Raw genomic sequence first — 19,721 nt, 5'->3', positions numbered from 1 at the left:
GCGAGGCACTGTTAACACAATAGATGATAAAATATAATAAAATCAAATATCTAAGCGGTATCTGCCATTGTCGAATAAAGCGGCACTATGGCTTGATGTGACAAATTCAAATCAAACAATTTGATCATGTTATCAATATCATTAATAAAAATTTTACCGTACTCAATTTGAATCAGGTTTTCTTGCTGCATTTTTTTCAATTCACGCCCGACGCTTTGCCGTGTTGCCCCCACCATTTGCCCGAGCATTTCTTGTGATATATCAGGTAAAGAGACGGCTTCAAGTTCTTTAGCGCCGCGGCTTAGGGCAAGCCTGACAATTGCTGCACCTAATCTTTCATAAAGTGGCAGTAATAATGCTTCATTTAAACTGGCAAAAGTGTATTGAATGCGGGTACATAGAAAGCGGTTTAGTGCTATCGACATTTCAGGAAAGTGCTGACTTAAATGTAAATAGTCTTTATGTGACAATACATTAACTTCAACATCAGTGCATGCCACAGCATAGTTAGGTCGATTATAGCGGGTGATTAATCCGATATCCCCAAAGCAATCACCTGCATGCAAAATGGCCACAATTAACTCTCGACCTTCTTTATTGTAATTACAAATCTTGACTTTACCTGACACCACTTGAAAGCCACAATTTGAGGTTTCACCAGAGTTGTAAATAAATTCATCTTTACGAAATTTTTTAAAGCTAAGCCTGTGGGATATTTGCTGCTGTATTTCGCTGGGTAATTCAGCGCGCCAATTATGTAGATGTTGAATTGTTAACATAGTGCAGAGAGTCCTTGTTCATTCGAACTTATTATTATTGGTCAATCATGGCTAGATTAAGTGATAGTCCCTACAAAGGCAAAGGCTAAAAAAACCACACGCTAGCAACAAATGCTGCCTAGGTTTTTATCCACTTAACAACACTATTCTTCTACCGATTAATAGTGATATTTATAGTAGACACGTTATTATCGTTCACAAAAGCAAGCCAATTAAGCTTATAAATTTTATATCAATATCGACCATGAAGCATCTCAAATGCAACATTTGTTGCGGAAACAAACCATCGCTACTGGCACTCTAAACAATCACTAGCTTCAAAAATCATGACAGAAATAGCGAGACCTAAAACCAATTGATTGCCCATAAAAATAATAATAAGGACAAGATAATGACTGATATTATTGTACTTTCTCGCCCATTACCTCTACCGCAAATTAGCGCTAATGGCTCCGCAATCGAAGTGCGGGTATTTGAAGGTGATTACGCTGTTTTTACAGGTGCAAAGGTGTACTTAACAACGGCATTAGATGCCGTTAGTTCTGATTTTATTAATACCTTGCCGACATCCATTACATTAATCGCCAATATTGGTATTGGCGTTGATAATATTGACCTTAACGCCGCTAAAGTGCGCTCCATTTCGGTAACTAACACCCCGGTGGTCACTGAAGATACTGCCGACTTAGCCTTTGGGTTATTGCTAGCCACTTGCCGCCGACTTGGCGCAAATGAGCGCTTTTTACGCAGCGGTAAATGGTCTAAACAAGCCCCAATGGCCATGATGGGAAATCAAGTCCACGGTAAAAAGTTAGGCATTGTGGGAATGGGTAGCATAGGCCAAGCCGTTGCGCGCCGCGCCAAAGCCTTTAATATGGATATTTATTATTATAATCGCTCACGATCTCTCGAAGCCGAAGCAAACTATCAAGCCCATTATTGTGACAGTCTGGCGAGCTTGTTATCGTCTGTAGATATCATTAGTTTACATTGCCCACTCACCCCTGAATCACAACAGATAATCAATGCTGATAGCTTAGCCAATTGCAACGATGGCGCCATTTTGATCAATACCGGCCGCGGCGGATTAATTGATGACAACGCCCTCATCGATGCACTAAAAAACGGTAAAATTGCTGCAGCTGGATTAGATGTATTTGATGGTGAGCCTGATTTCCATTCTGGCTATCTTGATTTTGAAAATGTCACCTTAACTCCGCATATTGGCAGCGCAACGGCTGAATGCCGTCAAGCTATGGCAGGCAAAGCCTTACAAAATGTTATTGCGATGCTTGAAGGCAAACCGTTATCAACTCCTGTATAGAGCAGCCACTATGTTATTAACTAAGTCTTTAGAAAAATGCTTTAACATTGAGCAGTTACATCAGCAAGCACATAAAAACCTCCCCCTACCTGTGTATGACTACATGGCAGGCGGTGCTGACGATGAAGTGTCTTTGAGTCACAATGTTAATGCCTTTGATCAATATCAGATTATTCCTAAGTGTCTCACTAATGTCACCGACATCAATACCCACAGCCATATACTGGGCTGTGACATGTCGGCACCATTTTTTATTTCACCTGTGGGTCAGCAGCGCATGTTTCATGCTGATGCAGATATCGCTGGCGCTAAAGCCGCTGAAAAACAGGATATTTTGTTTACCTTATCCACTTTCTCTTCCAAAACCATTGAAGAGGTCGCCAGCAGTAGTTATGGCAATAAAATGTTTCAGGTATATGTCGTGACGGATCCGCAATTAAATGAAGAAATTATGCAGCGGGCAAAAGCGGCAAAATATCAAGCCATGTGTTTAACCGTTGATACCGTGGTGGGCGGCAATCGTGAGCGAGACATAAAAAATGGCTTAACCATACCCATGAACCTCAGCCTAAAAAGCCTATTGGAATTTGCTAAACATCCTTTGTGGGTAAAAAACTACTTTATGTCAGGTGGCAAAGATTTAGTTAATCTAAATGCAGCCCCCTCAACAGGCGATACCGAAAGCTTCCTTAAGTATATGGGTAATCTATTGGAGCGAAATCTCACTTGGGATCACGCCGCCAAGATGATTAAACAATGGGGCGGCCCTTTTGCCATCAAAGGCATTATGTCGGTAGATGATGCAGTTAAAGCTAAACACATTGGCGCATCGGCCATTATGATTTCAAATCATGGCGGCAGACAGCTGGACTGCACCCCTGCGCCAATTGAAATGGTGGCTGACATTCGAGCGGCAGTCGGTCCAGACATCGAGCTCATCGTCGATGGCGGCATCAGACGCGGCAGCGATATTTTTAAAGCGATAGCCTTAGGCGCTAATGCGGTATCACTTGGCAGAGCATACGCCTATGGCCTAGCTGCGGGCGGGCAAGCGGGCGCAGAAAAAGCCATCAATATACTCAAAACAGAATTTGTCCGTACTATGGCCTTGGCAGGCTGTCAAAGCCTTAAGGATATTAACACCAGCATGATCCGTAAGCGTTAACGGTCATCCTCATTCCCTTTAAGTGAGATAATATTAAGTTAGAACAACATCAGGCCTGCGAGCTCCCCCCCCCTTCGCAGGCCTGATGCTCTAGTGTCATAATGCAACGACTTAAAAGAATTTAAGCATTCAAACTAATCCGCGCTATTCACTCGCCTAATTCCTATCGCCTTCTATACTTTTGTTGAGCTTATAAGTGATTTGATTATCAAGCATTCGCTAATTAACTCGCTCATGTCCTATACCTTTAATTCACAGTCTTGTAGGAGTAATTTTATCAATGACACGATTAAGCACCATATTACTGCTATTAAGTTTGTTAAGCATTTATCCACTGCAGGCCACAACCAATCCTTGGGAGCTCGCCACCAGCATCTATCAAGGGCAAGTTGCAGCTATTGGCGGCTATGCTAATGGTTGTTTATCAGGCGCACAGCCACTGCCGTTAACGGGTGACGGCTACCAAGTTATTCGTAGTCAGCGGCAGCGTTTTTATGGCCACCCTAATCTCGTGAATTTTGTCAGTCACTATTCAAAGCAGCTAACTCAGCAAGGGATCAATAATATTCTCATCGGTGATATGTCGATGCCCCGCGGCGGTCAATTTGATTTTGGCCACAGCAGCCATCAAATAGGCTTAGATGTGGATATTTGGCTAAAACTAACCGAGGCGCCACTCAAGCCCCAAGAATTACAAAATCCACGTCATTTGTCTGTGGTTGATATTGATAAATTAACCGTTAATCAAGCATGGTCAAAACAACATAAAACCATGCTCAAAGTCGCTGCAGAGAATAATCAGGTCGCTCGGATTTTTGTTAATCCAATCATCAAGCAGCAGCTGTGTAATGAACGAAGCGACAAGGATACTTGGCTACAAAAAATTCGTCCTTGGTGGGGCCATACCTCTCACATGCATGTGCGCTTGCATTGCCCTGAAACTGATAGCTTATGTAAAGCGCAGCAGCCCATTAAATCAGGTCATGGCTGTGAAGAATTAACTTGGTGGACCCAGCAACTTAAGCGTGCAGCGGCAAGCCAGCAACAAGCTAAACAACCTAAAACGGCAGCGGCGCCAAAGCCTTTAAAACAAAAACCGCTTTCCTGTGAACCACTAGTTAAAAACTTACAGGCAAAACAGTAATTTCCCCCTCTTAAAACATTCACTATTGAGCATTTGCCCGTTAAATTGCACTAAACAGGCCAAAAATATACTTTAACTGCATTGGCTGCTCGACATATGAGCAGTTATGTCTGTATAATCCGCGGCTGTTTTACCTACGTAAATGCTCTGCCTTTTTAAGGTCAGCGTTTATCTGCTTAGCTTGGCTGAACTCAAAGTACCTTTTTATTGTACATCGAGCTTTGTTTTGCATACTTAACCATTCAGGATATTCCTTTGATTTCTACCGCAAATATCACCATGCAGTTTGGCCCAGAGCCATTGTTTGAAAACATCTCAGCTAAATTTGGCCACGGAAACCGTTATGGTTTAATTGGTGCCAACGGTTGTGGTAAATCAACCTTCATGAAAATTCTAAGTGGTGAACTTGCACCGACTTCTGGCAACGTGTCTATTACTCCGGGCCAAAAAGTCGGTACCTTAAGTCAAGATCAGTTTGCTTTTGAACAGTACAGCGTAGTCGATGCTGTCATTCAGGGTGACCCAAAACTGTGGGAAGTTAAGCAAGAGCGTGAACGCATTTATTCTTTGCCTGAAATGACTGAAGAAGACGGAATGAGAGTCGGTGAACTTGAAAGTGAGTTTGCTGAAATGGACGGTTACAGTGCAGAAAGCCGCGCTGGTGAAATCTTACTTGAAGCCGGTATCGATGAAGAATATCACTTTGGTTTAATGAGCCAAGTCGCTCCCGGTAAAAAGCTACGTGTATTACTGGCACAGGCTTTATTCTCAAACCCTGATATCTTGCTGCTTGATGAACCGACCAACAACTTGGACATACATACCATTAGTTGGTTAGCAGATGAGTTAAACAAACGTAAATGCACCATGATCATCATCTCCCATGATAGACATTTCTTGAACACTGTCTGTACTCATATGGCTGATATCGATTACGGTGAACTGCGTATTTACCCTGGTAATTACGAATACTTCCTTGAAGCTGCAGGCTTAATCCAAGAGCAGTTATTAGCAGGTAACGCTAAGAAAGTGGCTGAAATGGCTGAACTTCAAGACTTTGTTAACCGTTTTGGTGCTAACGCATCTAAAGCGAAGCAAGCCAGTTCTCGTGCTAAAAAGCTTGATAAAATTTCGCTAGATGAAGTTAAATCATCTAGTCGCATGACGCCTTCATTACGTTTTGACGAAAGCAAAAAAATGCATCGTCAAGCGCTTATCATGGAAGACGTTGGCCATGGTTTTGAAGATAATACCTTATTCCAAGGCGGTAACATTATCCTTGAAGCAGGCGCAAAGCTTGCTGTTATTGGTGAAAACGGTGTCGGTAAAACTACCCTGCTACGCTGTTTAGTTAACGATCTGACCAATAACGAAGGTGTGGTTAAGTGGTCTGAAAATGCCGCTATCGGTTACTGCCCGCAAGACAGCAGCAAAGACTTTGATAATGATCTAAGTTTATTTGATTGGATGTCGCAATGGCGCACCCCAAGACATAACGATTTAATGGTCCGTGGTATGTTAGGCCGTCTTCTATTTACTGAAGATGATGCCAACAAGAAAGCCCGTAACTGTTCAGGTGGTGAAAAGAACCGTCTATTATTTGGTAAGTTAATGATGATGGATGTAAATGTACTCATCATGGACGAGCCAACCAACCACATGGACATGGAAGCCATTGAAGCGCTGAACAATGCCCTTAAAGAATTTGAAGGCACCTTGATTTTCGTTAGCCACGATAGAGAATTTGTATCATCGCTTGCAACTCACATCATTGATGTGAGAGACCAAAAGTTATTAAGCTTCCACGGTACCTTTAACGAGTACATGGCAAGCCAAGCTGAAGCAGCAGCGCTGATAAAAAAATAAGCCTTATTAACGAAGATTATTCGTAATATCGCAGTCATAAAAAAGCCATTTGAATATTCAAATGGCTTTTTTGTTTTTACGCTATGCCAACCTTTGGAACTTATAAATAGGTATTTAAAAATTCGAGGTATTTATTAGAAGCACTAATGCGGTTAGCTTTTTTACTAAAGCCATGGCCTTCATCATCAAACACAAGGTAATCAACATAAGTGCCGCCCGAGCGGATTGACTCGACCATTTCATCACTCTCAATTTTTAGTACTCGGGGATCATTTGCCCCTTGCACCACCAACACCGGGCTTTTCACTTGTTCACCAAAAAACACTGGTGAAATATTGTGTAAGCGCTCTTTATCTGTCGTTGGGTCCCCTAACTCGTCATAAAGACTTTTACGAAATGCTTCCCAGTAAGGCGGTATGCTTTCAAGGGTTCTCACCCAGTTAGTAACGCCAAAGATATTAATTCCGACCTTAAACTCATCAGTAAATGCCATCGCAGCCATTGTTAAGTAACCGCCATAACTGCCACCCATAACACCAATCTTATCGGCATCAACCCAATCTAAGGTTTGAAGGTATTTTTTGTTATACACCACATCTTGTAAATCATCTTCACCATGACGTTTATCATCTAAGTGAAAAAACGTTTTACCATATCCACTTGAACCACGATTGTTAATCTTAATGATGGCATAGCCGTTATTCACCAGATGTTGAACTGTTGCAGAGTACCCTTTGCGAGATTGCCCGCCAGGACCACCATGGATATAAATCAATGCGGGCACTTTTTTCATATTAGCTTGTTTAGGCTTATATAAAATCGCAGGAATCTCTAAACCATCAAAGCTTTTAAAACGCACCACTTCACCGGTAACAAGATTCTGTTCTTTTATGTTTGGATTACCAGAATTGGTTAATCGAAGTATCGAGTCTGTACCTAATTTGTGGGTATATAAGTTTGATGGTGAAGTATCTGAGTTAATGTAAAACACCATTGAACTTGAATCATCAGAGAAATTTACCCCGCGTAAATCACCACTGGGTAAGGTCGGTAATTGCAGTTCAGAATTAGTGGTTAAATCAGTAATAATCAACTGTGTTTGCGCATCGGCATTGACACCGGTAATTTGAAAACGACCATCTTTTGAAAAGTAGCTAAAACTGACATCCCAATCTGCCTTATAGCTTAAGGTGCTCTCACCTGTTGCTAAATCATATGCCCATGATTGATTGAACTCACCAAATTCATCGGTGGCATACAACAAGCGTTTATTGTCTTTAGAAAAAGTATCAACCGAATAAGACACATCACCACTATGTTCAGTGAGCAAGCGTGGTTTTGCCATTTTCAATCTAAGGTCGATTAAATAAAGATCTGAGTTACTGTTTGAATGGCTTTTACTCAGCGCGATAAAACGGCCATTTGGACTCACACTTTCTACACTAAAACCAGAGTCATTTTTAAACACTAATTGGCGACTGTAATCTTCAGTATTATATTGATAAACATCAAAATACTTAGCATCTCGTTCATTGGTTACCACAAAGAAAGATTGCTCATCTTCATGCCATGACATTACTGACGCTTTTAAGCCTTCGCCTGGGGTTAAATCCACGTCAGTGCCATCTAACTCTTGGACATAAAGATGATTAAGTTCATCACCACCTTTATCCGCGCTATATAAAAAACGTTCGTCTTTTGGAAACCACGACTCAACAAATACTGATTCTTTAGTTGAAAACGTCAGTTGTTTTGACGGGCTGCCATCAACAGACACACGATAAGCATTGAAAATACCGCTTTTATCATTACTGACTAAAACAGCATTGCCTAAATGGTTAATTGAAGAGCCAAATACACTGGTGGTTTTATAAAACTCTTCAGCATTGTAAGTTTCAAATGCCACTGAATTACTGGCAACTAAATCAATTGGATCAGCTTGTGGTTTAACATCATTGGAGTTACTGGAATTCGAGCAACCACCTAGTGCAACCGCCATTATGGCTGTTGTGATAGCAGTTGTGATGAGGGTTTTAAGCATGAAAATATCCTTATTATGTCCGAGAACTTAAACGAGATAATTCAAAAAGTAGCGATGAATTATTGAGTATAGTATTCAACCTAGCAGGAGATGCTAATATTGGCTAGCCGTATGAGAATCAATAAAACAGAAGTTGAAGCGGAACGTTATAACATTTAAATAAAATAACGATTATGCGAATACATTAACTAGCAAGTTGAAATGAGATAGCCAAAGGTATTATTTGCATGCTCTGGAACGCCCAAACCCACTAAAGTAGACATCACAAAAATGACTAAGATGGTAATTGCTAACGCTGCGGTGATAATCATTAATAGCCTAAATAATGTTGCCATCTAAGTTCCTTTAGCCTTCACTTTTAACTGACTGATACGATTTATCTCAATCATATTTCAGCCATAAGTTAACAGAATGAGCTCATATAGTGTTATTGATAAATGCTATTACCTTTATACAAATGACAAAAACAACAAAGCCCATCATGAAATGGGCTTTGTTAAATTGGTTTTAACTGTATTCGTTATTTAGCGGCATTCGCCCGTGCTTGATGCAGCTTTTTATAGCTTTCAATCAATCTTAAATGCGGCTCGATACCTTCAAGCTTCATGCTGGTTTGAGTCAAACCAAAGAACTTCACCTCACCAGTGACACTGCCAACAACGTTTTTCATATTGTCTTCACCAAACATACGGTTGAAGTTATTGATAAAGTGCTCAAGCGCTAAACCGTCATCCAAGGTGACTTCTAATACCGCATTAACCGCTTGATAGAACAAGCCGCGCTCGACTGTATTGTCGTTGTATTGTAAAAACTCACCAACATAATCCATCGCATCTTCAAGTCTGCCTATCGCAAGATAGATTAAGATTTTAAGCTCGATGATGGTTAACTGTCCCCAAGGGGTGTTTTCGTCAAACACGATACCAATTAAGGTTGGTATATCGGTTTGATTATCCAGTTGGCTTTCTTCTAAGCGCTCAACTAAATCAGTTAACTGCTCTTGGGTTAACACATGCAGGTTTAAAATCTCTTCACGGTAATCCAACGCTTTATTGGTGTTGTCCCAAATAAGATCTTCAACTGGATACACTTCTGAGTAATCAGGCACCAAGATACGGCAAACCGCTGCGCCTAATTGGTCAAACTCAGCAATATAAGCTTCTTTGCCAATATCCGCTAAGATGCCAAATAAGCTTTCAGTTTCTTCTTCCGTAGTACCAGAGAAATCCCATTCGCAGAAATCATAATCATGATTGCTGCTAAAGAAACGCCACGAGATAACACCTGTAGAGTCAATAAAGTGCTCAACAAAGTTTTCAGGCTCTGTCACTGTCATGCTATTGAACGTCGGCTTTGGCACATCGTTCAAGCCTTCAAAGCTTCGACCTTGCAATAATTCTGTCAGGCTGCGCTCAAGCGCCACTTCAAGACTCGGATGGGCGCCAAATGAAGCAAATACGCCGCCAGTTTTAGGGTTCATCAAGGTGACACACATTACAGGGAATTGACCACCGAGTGAGGCATCTTTAACCACAACAGGGAAGCCTTGTTCTTCTAAACCTTTAATACCCGCTAATATGCTTGGGTACTTTTCAAGTACAGCCATTGGCACATCTGGCAGGACAATTTCTTGCTCGATGATTTGGCGTTTAACCGCGCGTTCAAAGATTTCAGATAAACACTGCACCTTGGCTTCAGCTAGGTTATTACCCGCGCTCATGCCGTTACTTAAAAATAAGTTCTCGATTAAGTTAGACGGGATATTAACCACTTCGCCATCTGAGTGACGAGTATAAGGAATGGTACAAATACCACGCTCAAAGTTACCTGAGTTGGTATCTATCAGATTTGAACCGGCTAACTCACCATCTGGATTATAAATCTCTAAACAGTAGTCATCTAAAATGCCGCTTGGCAGCGAGTCATCTTCTTCTAACTCAAACCATGTTTCATTGGGATAATGCACAAACTCGCTATTAGCTATCTCTTCGCCAAAGAACTGGTCGTTATAAAAGAAGTTACAGTTTAAACGTTCAATGAATTCACCTAATGCAGAGCACAGCGCACTCTCTTTCGTCGCGCCTTTACCATTAGTAAAACAGGCTGGTGATGCTGCATCACGAATATGCAGTGACCACACATTCGGCACAATGTTACGCCATGAAGAAATTTCAATCTTCATCCCCAGCTCTGCTAGCATGGCAGTCATGTTGGTGATGGTTTCTTCAAGGGGTAAGTCTTTACCTATGATGTAGGTGCTGGTATCGCCTTCAGGTTGACCCATTAGCATGGCATTGGCGTCAGCGGCTAAATCATCAACGGTTTCGATTTTAAATTCAGGGCCGGTTTGCACCACTTTTTTAACCGTGCAGCGGTCGATAGAACGTAAAATACCGGTACGATCTTTTTCAGAAATATCATCTGGTAATTCAACTTGGATCTGAAAAATCTGGTTATAACGATCTTCAGGATCAACAATGTTGTTTTGTGATAGCTTGATATTTTCCGTAGGAATATCACGGGCTTTACAATACACCTTGATAAAGTAAGCCGCACACAGCGCTGACGACGCTAAGAAGTAATCAAACGGACTTGGCGCTGACCCATCACCTTTGTAGCGAATAGGCTGATCGGCAGTAACAGTAAAGTCGTCAAACTTGGCTTCAAGTCTTAAGTTGTCGAGAAAATTAACTTTGATTTCCATTGAATAGTTCCAGAGTCGTGCGCTGTAAATTGGCGGGTATATCTAATGAGGTGAATTATCGGTGTTTTTAGCGCAATAGTCTTGGGTTAATTGTCACTATTGCTTAATTAGCTGAAAAATTTCCCCTGCATTAAACAATAATCAAAGGCTTAGCATTGGCCATGCTTGCACATGACCAGCTAAGTTATTGCTGATTAAGTCGACATATAGATTTATTTATGACATTTGCCATAGTTAAATGACTATAGTTAAATGACCATAGTTAAACGGCGAGGCTTAATTCAATATCTTTAATCTTGTAAGGGTACTCTGCCTCACGGTGCTGAAACGATAAAATCGCCTCATTTAAAACAACGCCCTCTTCAATGTTTATCGCTTGGCGAATGGTTTCATTTTGCAGCCAAGCGCTCTGCCCTGCTAGCACTGCAGGTAAATACACAATCAGCGCTGCTGAAATCGACCGAGTAGCACTTTCCCAAAGGTAAGTCGGGGTATGATCCACCGCATAATAATCCACCGTTTTATAGTTAAACATTGGCTGTTTAAATGTGGTCGGCTTAGCAAAAAAGAAGCCCATTTTTTCATCGCAACTGACATCAATGATCAAACTATGGGGTTTTAGGCACTCTGCTTCAGATTCGATAACGAAATTAGTTGGCTTGGCAGTGTTTTGAAAAGTGCCGTTAACGATAATATCGGCTTCACTGATGAGCTCTGTTAATGGCCTGCTAGTGCCATCATGCTCAACCACCATCATTCGGGCTTCGCCCGTCTCGCCTGCGCGAATACGGACATAGTTACAATCTAATACTTCTTCACGCACTTGCTCTTCAGGTCGCTGAATACAAATGGTAATGTCTTTAAAACCATGGGCTTTAAGGGCGTAAATCGCGCCGCGACTCACGGCGCCAAAGCCAAAAATAATCGTCTTACGTTGATCGCCATAGTGGCCATCAATGCCTTTAAGTTGTAATGAGTGTAGCACTGCACAATAACCAGCCATTTCATTATTTTTATAAAAAGTATGACGACCCATTTGCCCCGTTGCCGACCAAATAAACATATCTTCAAAAGCAATTAGGGTTTGTTTGCGATCTAGCGCTGCTTGAGTAATATCTTGCTGCTGCACACAATGTACATAACCCCATAAAGTGCCGCCTTCACGCAGCTCTTGTAAATCTTCTAACACCGGCTTGGCAATAATTACCGTACCAATATTTGCCAGTAACTCATGACGCGTGGCAATACCGCCAGTTAATGCAGCAATTTCAGCATCTGAGATCCCAAAGGGTTCGCCATAACCTTGCTCAAATATGAGTTGCTTTCGAAGCGCTTGCGGAATGCGCAGTAAATGTCCTGGGTGAATGGGAAAGCGTTTTTCGTCTACTTTTCTTGAAGTCCCTATGACTCCTACTTTTAACGTGTTCATGTCATCGTTCCTTGTTATATCAATGGATCTATGTGACTGCATACACGAATGTTTATTTTCGCCAATGGCCAGTTGCTCTAATGATTAGAGGTGGGATCTGCTCTGGTTAATGCGACAGTCGTAAACAACGCGGCCTAATTAACATAGAGTTTTATAAATGGAAGAACTTTACGGTGACCGAGCTTAAAAAAGCGTCGCAGACGATAAAGTGTCAATATTTGAAGGGAAATTTATTGCATACTCATTTATCCACTACGAAGGTTTTAGCTACAGAATTATGGGAAGTTCATATAACTAGCAGTGTGAGCACTTAATGAATTAATCATTGCTAACGCTTTTGAAAACTCATATAGCACAAGATGAGGTTGTCTATTTACCGAAGAAGATAAAAAAGATAAGCGCCTTACTTTAGCATAAATTAGCCCGCTAAAGTTAAAATGCGCAGCTTTAGTCCTGTTAAAACCGCGGCTGCTAAATATAAGCTCGTATTTAAACAAGATAAGTCAAGCCAGCTAAATTGGCCTACTTTTGCATAATCTTTAAAAAAGTCAGTCTATATTATTAGATTATGCTTAAAAACAACTACACTGATCTCATCGAGATCAGCTAAATGTAACTATTCACTTTAATAAATAGGTTAACTACAGCCACTATGCGACAATCGCGCCCATGAGTATCTACCAGCTATTACACAAGGCCCCTATTCGCGTTATCCGTATTGGAAGACGGCGCATTTGGCTACGTGTAAAACTGGATATGTTGGTGGTAAAACAGGCCTTAGCCCAAGAAAAGCAAGAAACCAAAGCCATGCTGGTGACTTATAAACGCTATACCTGCAAGCAAGCCAACAAGGATGAATTAGCCGAAGCCAATAAACAATTTGCCGACTTACTCAAAGGTTTGGGCTTAGGGGTTTTCGCGGTGTTACCTTTTGCCCCTATTACTATTCCTTTGGTATTAAAACTCGGCAAAATGGTAGGCGTTGACGTGCTGCCAAGCTCATTCAATAATATGTCCGAACGCAAAGCCAATGCTCGAAAAAACGCCATTAACAAAACCAGTTAACCCAAATAGCCACAGCCTAACTGATAAGTGACAATAGCCAGTAGCTAAACTAATAAGCAACTACCACGGTTATTTTTTAGCAATCCTAATAACTTTGCCAAAAAGTAGTCGTAACCTCAGCTCATAACCGCCTATTTCAGTCGCGCCATTCCACTATAGTCATCTATTGCAGCAAACAAGCACACTAAAACCATCTCTATGCTTTCTAGAATCAAATCAGCCTGATACTCTTAGGGATATCCTTAAACTCATCGCAATCAACGAGTCCTACTATGAGCAATATCATTATTTCAGGTGTTTCAGGCATTCCCCTGTCTATTTTCAATAGCGAAACATTTGCACAGTGGCGCGATAAGCAGTCTAAAAATGTTACTAACTGGCTCACCACCACCCAGTTTTCAGGTAAAGGCATGAGCTTAATTCCTAATACCGAAGGTGAGTTAGCTGAAGTTATTTTTGTGAGTAACCAAGATGACTCTTATTGGCTGTGTGGTGATCTGGTTAATCAACTGCCCGCAGGTCAATACCAATTAAACGCGGATGACAAGCAGATAAAAACCGCCGCATTTAGTTGGGGTTTAGGGGCGTATCAGTTCGATCGCTACAAAAAAAGCGACAAGCAAATTCCACAGCTTATTGTGCCGACTAGTGCGCAAGCTGATGAAGCTAATAAGTTCATCCGCTCAGTGTCATTAGTCCGTGACTTGGTTAACACACCCGCCGCCGATATGATGCCGCAACACTTAGCTGAGACCATGAGCACCATGGCGACAGAATTTGGCGCTAAGCTCAACCAAATTGTCGGTGATGAACTACTTGAGCAAAACTACCCGACCATTCATATGGTTGGCCGCGCCAGCGCAAATGTTCCGCGCTTAATCGACTTAACTTGGGGTGATGAATCGGCTCCTAAAGTGACCCTAGTAGGTAAAGGTGTGTGTTTTGACTCTGGTGGCCTTGATTTAAAACCCGGCGCCGGCATGCGCTTTATGAAAAAAGACATGGGCGGCGCAGCGCATGTTATTGGTTTAGCGCAATTGATTATGGCGAGCAACTTACCTATTCGTCTGCGGGTATTGGTTCCTGCGGTTGAAAATGCCGTTTCAGCCAATGCCTTTAGGCCCGGTGATGTGATTACTACCCGCAAAGGGCTGACCGTTGAAATTGATAATACTGACGCCGAAGGCCGCTTAGTCTTATGTGATGCCCTTGCTGAAGCCAATAACGACAAACCTGAGCTAATGATTGATTTTGCCACCTTAACAGGGGCTATGCGAGTTGCTTTAGGCACCGAGCTGCCGGGGTTCTTTAGTAACGATGACCAAGTGGCCGCCGATATTACCGCATCGGGTTTATCTGTAGACGACCCAGTTTGGCGCATGCCACTGCATAAACCTTATTATGACTTAACCTGTAGTGATATTGCTGACTTAGCCAACTGCGGCAAAACTCCATTTGGCGGCGCAATTACCGCAGCACTTTATCTTGAGGCCTTTGTTGATAAAGATATTAGCTGGAGTCACTTCGATGTGATGGCATGGAATAACCGTAAATTACCGGGTCGTCCTGTGGGTGGTGAAGCCTTTGGTATTCGTGCGGTATTTGATTACCTGCAAAATCGATTTGATAAGTAAACTAAGCCCAAAACCTCATTAGCGAAAAGGCCTGTCGATACAGGCCTTTTCTTTATTAAAACCATGATACTTTTATCACTGTTTTATATAGCAAACAAAAAACACTGCATAGCTATTAAGCTTACTCAGCGCCACGGTCTACATCTTGACCATTATCATCTAACCACTTCAAACTTGATAACGGATAGCCTAAAAACCACTTACTGCGTTCAAGTACGATACGGGTCTTAATATTTTTGATACTTAGCTCTGATCTGTCTGAAAGCTCGGTACAGATCTCATTGAGTTTTTTGATATTGGGAAAGCAACTTAACGACATATAATCCACATCACCAGCAAGCTGCATGCAATCCATAAATTCTGGAATATCTTGAATAGCACTAACAAAGCGTCGCCGCGACGGTGCTGTGTTATCGGTTAAGGTAAACTCCACATAGGCCATCACGTGCTCACAAATCTGCTCTAAATTCACATCCGCATGAAAGGTTCTGAAATAGCCGGCTTCTTTTAACGATTTAACTCGCTGAAAACAAGCACTAGGTGAAAGGTTTACTTTTTCAGCTAATTCAATATTGGTCAAATCCCCCTCAAGATGTAGGGTCGCCAATATTTTTTTGTTGTAACTATCAATCTTTACTTTCTTTTTCATTTTCAGAAACCTAGTGTTATTTTATCTATGGTTTTCGCTACCTATAGTGGATTATCCATGATTAATTTGCAAAATGTCCCGTGTTTCCTCTCAAAGCGACAAATTTTTACTGCATTTTTGCTGCATTACAAAATATTATTTTCCAGCAAAGTCCCACAATGGTTATAACGGATCACACAAATGCATAATAACTACATATTTATGCAAGGAAGCCTATAAGGGCCAAAATATGAGTCATACTAATCGTCGTTTTTTCGCAAAATCAATATTAGCCACTGCGGTGGGTTTATCGCTTGTTAGTTCAGCCCACGCTGAGAACAATGAGCCACAAACTGTTGAAGCCACTAGCGGAATAGAGCGCATCGAGATTAGTGCTCGTGGCCGTGTAGAAACCTTACAGAATGTACCAGACTCGGTAACCGCGTTTAGTGCTGATATGATCCAAAACCAGCGTATTGAAAATTTCAGAGATGTTGCCGATCTCACGCCTAATTTAAGCCAGTTGGACAACTTCAGACCAGGCCTTGCCCGTATCACTATCCGCGGCTTAATTACCCCGCAAGTGGGCGATGCGCCGCTGGCTTTTGTGGTTGATGGGGTCACCGCACCCGATTTAGAATTTATTAACCAAGATTTAGTCGACATTGAGCGTATTGAAGTCATGCGCGGTGCACAGGGTGCACTTTACGGTAAAGGCGCCATTGGCGGCGCAGTGATTGTCACCACCAAAAAACCAACCGAAGAGTTAGAAGGCACCATTAAAGGCTCATACGGTAACGGCAATACCTATAATTTAAATGGCGTGGTATCGGGCGCGCTTAATGATGACAGCAGCGCATTTTTCCGTGTTGGCGGTTATACCAAAAACTCTGATGGCTTAATTGATAATGTGTTTTTAGATGAGCCAGCAGATTACTTTTCAGAAGACTCAGTGTTTGCCCAGCTTGAATTTGATCTCACAGACGACACCAGTTTAAACCTGCGCGGCCGTTACACCACCAGCGATGCCGGCTTTGCTTATTATCAAGGCGTCACTGAAGACAGCGCGGAAGACTTTGATATTGGCACCTCGCAAAACATCCGTAATAACGACCAACGTGATGTATATGAAGTCAGCGCCAAACTTACCCAGCATTATGACTTAGGTACCTTTGACTTTATCACTGCTTACAGTAGCTCTGAAAACAAACACTTTTACGATGGCGATTACTCCGCCGACCCGACCTTTATTGATGAAGATGATTTTTTCCGTGCCCCTTTTGGCACTGAAGGCTTATTTGATGTGAAATCACTGACGGTTGAATCACGCTTTACTTCTCAAAGTGATCAGGATTTAAGATGGGCAGTGTCAGCTTTCTATCAAGACAAGAAACGTGACAACACCATTAACTTCTTTGACGACTTCTTAGGCGATGTGCCGCTAGACAGAGACGATTTTACCGATGAGATGATGTATCTAACCATCGCCGATAAAAACAGCAGCAAAGCCTGGGCATTATCAGGTCAAATTAACTACGACATTACTGACAAGTTAGAATTAACGGCAGCGCTACGTTTTGATAGCGACAAACGTGAGTCTTACGACCCTAACTTCCCTGTTGATACGTTTGCAGAGGATACCTTTAGCCAATGGCAACCTAAGGTGACTTTAGCTTATCAAATGAATGAGGAGTTGCTGCTTTATACTGGCTACTCAAAAGGTTTTAGAAGTGGAGGCTTTAACGAGCCCGCAGAAGGTATAAACCGTGTTTACAATCAGGAAGTGTCTGACAGCTACGAAGCGGGTTTTAAAACCACCCTATTCTCAAATAAACTGACCTTAAACGGTGCGTTATTTGTCATCTCCCAATCTGATGCACAAATTACCCAATTTAATGTCGACAGCTTTACCCTTGAAAACCTCGCCATTGATGACGTGCTCACTAAAGGCGCTGAAATCGAATTAGGCTGGGCTGCGACAGAAAACCTCAATGTACGTTTTAATGCAGGTTATATTGACTCAGAAATAAAAGAGTTTACAGATAGACCTGAGCTTGAAGGTGAATCACAAGTATGGGTGCCAGAATATACTTATAGTTTATCTGCAGATCATTATTTCCCTATTAGCTCAAACTGGTCACTGGTATCTCGAGCTGATATTCAGGTGCAAGGGCCACAATATTTTGATATTGAAATCCCACATGTTACTTCGTCAACCTTCACCTCAATTAATGCTGGGGTCGGTTTGAAGTCTGACGATTGGACAGTGCAGCTATATGTCAATAACTTAACTGACGAGCGCACCATTGAAGATATCTTCTTTTATGGTGATGGCGTAACCGATTTAGCCCGCATGCCTAATAAACCGAGAACATATGGTATCGAAGCGATTTATAATTTCTAAGGCAAGACATCGTCACTCCCATACAGGCCTCTAGATTAGGGGCCTATTTTTACAAGTAGAACTTATGCCTAACCGTCTGACACCTAGCGCTGAATACTGCGCAAGAAACAACCAAGAACACAGCCCTAAGCCAAGCTCTGAATATAGCTCTGAATATAGCTCTAAAAATAGTGCAAACAATGATCTATTTGATGATTATGCCACTCGCCCCGTGCCGCAAGATAAAACCGTCGGCGGCGTGCGCATTGGCATGATAAACGGTGGATTGGCATTTGCCGTGCCGGGTCTAATCACCGGGCTTGAGCTTGGCGGCGCGTTAGGCCTTAGCCAAAGTATTTACGCCTTTATTATTGGCGGCATTATTTTGTCAGTACTTGGCACTGTCACTGGCTTAGTTGGCATGCACAACCGCCTAACCTCATGCATGACCATGAAATTTGTCTTTGGCCGCAAAGGAGCAAACCTGCTCAGCCTTGCGTTTGTATTATCTTTACTGGGTTGGTATGGGGTTAACATCAATCTGTTTAGCGAAGTCTCTCAAGCCCTGTTTCAACAGTTATTTACTGTGACAGTGCCATTGTGGCTATTAGAAGTATCAGCCGGAATGTTAATTACCCTCACCACTATTTGGGGCTTTAAGCTGATTGAAAAGCTGTCCAGTTTATTCGTGCCGATTCTATTTATGTTAGTGGCTTATATGCTCTATAAAAGTGTCGGTTATGTCATCGCCCCAGATGCAGTTACTCAGTTTAACAGCATTGAACTCACCTTTGGTGAAGCGGTATCAGCCGTTGTCGGCAGTTTTATTGTCAGCGTGGTATTAATGCCTGACTTTAGCCGGTTTGCAAAAACCACCAATGACACCATTATCGCTTCATTTCTGCCATTTTTAGTACTCAACAGCTTCGTTTATATCGCTGCAGCCATGGCAGGTATTGCGGTGCAACAAAGTGATATTCTGGCTGTCATGCTCACATTAGGCATTGGCACTTTAGCGTTTATCTTGCTCATCATGTCGAGCTGGGTCACCAACGTGGTCAATTTATACAGCGCCGCGCTGGGTTTTAACGCCATAAATATTAGCTGGAAAGAATGGAAAATCATCGTGGTTTCAGGCGTATTAGGCACGATTATCGCTTCATTTAATTTACTGGCTAATTTTACTGACTTCTTATTTAGCCTATCGATTATCTTCACCCCTGTTGCGGCGATTTATGTGGTGGATTTTTTCATCGTACGTAATAAACAATCTTACCTGTTAAGTGAATTAAGCCAAGTTGCGGCGGTTAATTACCTTGCCGTTATCGCCTGGGCTGTGGGAATTGCAACCTCAATGCTGACCAATCATGGCCTAATCACCATCACAGGTATTGAAGTATGCGACGCCATTTTAGTCACCGCGCCAACCTACTATTTATTGATGCAAGCTTTTGCAAAAAAATCCATTGCTTAAGCCAGTAAATACATAGGAATGTTTTTGCTTCGCGGCACAAATGGAACACAAATTTTGCAGCGTTGGCATAAGATCAACACCATAA

General features: G+C 42.0%; 14 protein-coding genes. 8 read left to right on the top strand and 6 right to left on the bottom strand.

Going from position 1 to position 19,721, the window contains the following annotated elements; all coding sequences use genetic code 11:
* Positions 1-50: 50 nt before the first annotated feature.
* Positions 51-779, bottom strand: coding sequence for a Crp/Fnr family transcriptional regulator (locus tag AB4140_RS11060; protein WP_102519976.1), 729 nt, complete (start codon positions 777-779; stop codon positions 51-53).
* Positions 780-1,170: 391 nt separating this feature from the next.
* Between AB4140_RS11060 and AB4140_RS11055 the strand changes: the two genes are divergently transcribed.
* From AB4140_RS11055 to AB4140_RS11040, 4 genes are all read left to right on the top strand, one after another.
* Positions 1,171-2,103, top strand: a complete 933-nt coding sequence (locus AB4140_RS11055; protein WP_372000941.1) for a 2-hydroxyacid dehydrogenase — start codon at positions 1,171-1,173, stop codon at positions 2,101-2,103.
* Positions 2,104-2,113: 10 nt separating this feature from the next.
* Entirely contained in the window at positions 2,114-3,268 is a 1,155-nt protein-coding gene (locus tag AB4140_RS11050) for an alpha-hydroxy acid oxidase (RefSeq protein WP_372000939.1), read from the top strand.
* Between the two features lie 280 nt (positions 3,269-3,548).
* Positions 3,549-4,412 carry a penicillin-insensitive murein endopeptidase gene (gene mepA / locus AB4140_RS11045; RefSeq protein ID WP_372000937.1) on the top strand — a complete coding sequence of 288 codons (864 nt, stop codon included), beginning with the start codon at positions 3,549-3,551 and terminating at the stop codon, positions 4,410-4,412.
* A gap of 255 nt (positions 4,413-4,667) precedes the next feature.
* On the top strand, positions 4,668-6,278 hold the full coding sequence (locus AB4140_RS11040; protein WP_102519974.1) for an ABC-F family ATPase: 1,611 nt from the start codon (positions 4,668-4,670) through the stop codon (positions 6,276-6,278).
* Between the two features lie 100 nt (positions 6,279-6,378).
* Here the strand turns inward: AB4140_RS11040 and AB4140_RS11035 are convergent, their stop codons facing one another.
* The 4 genes from AB4140_RS11035 to AB4140_RS11020 form a co-directional block, all read right to left on the bottom strand.
* Positions 6,379-8,319, bottom strand: coding sequence for a prolyl oligopeptidase family serine peptidase (locus AB4140_RS11035; RefSeq protein WP_372000935.1), 1,941 nt, complete (start codon positions 8,317-8,319; stop codon positions 6,379-6,381).
* A 188-nt stretch (positions 8,320-8,507) separates the two neighbouring features.
* The gene (locus AB4140_RS11030) at positions 8,508-8,654 is read right to left on the bottom strand and encodes a hypothetical protein (RefSeq protein ID WP_157936287.1); all 147 of its coding nucleotides are present in this window, start codon (positions 8,652-8,654) and stop codon (positions 8,508-8,510) included.
* A gap of 185 nt (positions 8,655-8,839) precedes the next feature.
* Positions 8,840-11,023: an OsmC domain/YcaO domain-containing protein gene (locus tag AB4140_RS11025; protein ID WP_303410083.1), complete on the bottom strand. Its 2,184-nt coding sequence runs from the start codon at positions 11,021-11,023 to the stop codon at positions 8,840-8,842.
* Between the two features lie 262 nt (positions 11,024-11,285).
* On the bottom strand, positions 11,286-12,452 hold the full coding sequence (locus tag AB4140_RS11020; protein ID WP_372000933.1) for a N(5)-(carboxyethyl)ornithine synthase: 1,167 nt from the start codon (positions 12,450-12,452) through the stop codon (positions 11,286-11,288).
* 669 nt (positions 12,453-13,121) lie between these two features.
* On the opposite strand from AB4140_RS11020, the gene AB4140_RS11015 reads away from it, so the two are divergent.
* Both AB4140_RS11015 and AB4140_RS11010 read left to right on the top strand, forming a co-directional pair.
* Positions 13,122-13,517 (top strand): hypothetical protein, encoded by a 396-nt coding sequence (locus AB4140_RS11015; protein WP_102437087.1) that lies wholly within the window; start codon positions 13,122-13,124, stop codon positions 13,515-13,517.
* Between the two features lie 272 nt (positions 13,518-13,789).
* Positions 13,790-15,151, top strand: coding sequence for a M17 family metallopeptidase (locus AB4140_RS11010; RefSeq protein ID WP_303410089.1), 1,362 nt, complete (start codon positions 13,790-13,792; stop codon positions 15,149-15,151).
* 121 nt (positions 15,152-15,272) lie between these two features.
* On the opposite strand, the gene AB4140_RS11005 is transcribed toward AB4140_RS11010, so the two are convergent.
* Positions 15,273-15,800, bottom strand: coding sequence for an Lrp/AsnC family transcriptional regulator (locus AB4140_RS11005; RefSeq protein ID WP_102437084.1), 528 nt, complete (start codon positions 15,798-15,800; stop codon positions 15,273-15,275).
* Positions 15,801-16,029: 229 nt separating this feature from the next.
* On the opposite strand from AB4140_RS11005, the gene AB4140_RS11000 reads away from it, so the two are divergent.
* Both AB4140_RS11000 and AB4140_RS10995 read left to right on the top strand, forming a co-directional pair.
* Positions 16,030-18,183 carry a TonB-dependent receptor gene (locus AB4140_RS11000; protein WP_102437082.1) on the top strand — a complete coding sequence of 718 codons (2,154 nt, stop codon included), beginning with the start codon at positions 16,030-16,032 and terminating at the stop codon, positions 18,181-18,183.
* 64 nt (positions 18,184-18,247) lie between these two features.
* On the top strand, positions 18,248-19,636 hold the full coding sequence (locus AB4140_RS10995; RefSeq protein WP_102476437.1) for a cytosine permease: 1,389 nt from the start codon (positions 18,248-18,250) through the stop codon (positions 19,634-19,636).
* Positions 19,637-19,721 lie beyond the last annotated feature (85 nt).

This window comes from Shewanella sp. 10N.286.51.B2 (genome assembly GCF_041469265.1).
GTDB lineage: Bacteria > Pseudomonadota > Gammaproteobacteria > Enterobacterales > Shewanellaceae > Shewanella.
The sequence above is the reverse complement of the archived record's forward strand: the minus strand, read 5'-3'. Positions and strand labels throughout refer to the sequence as shown.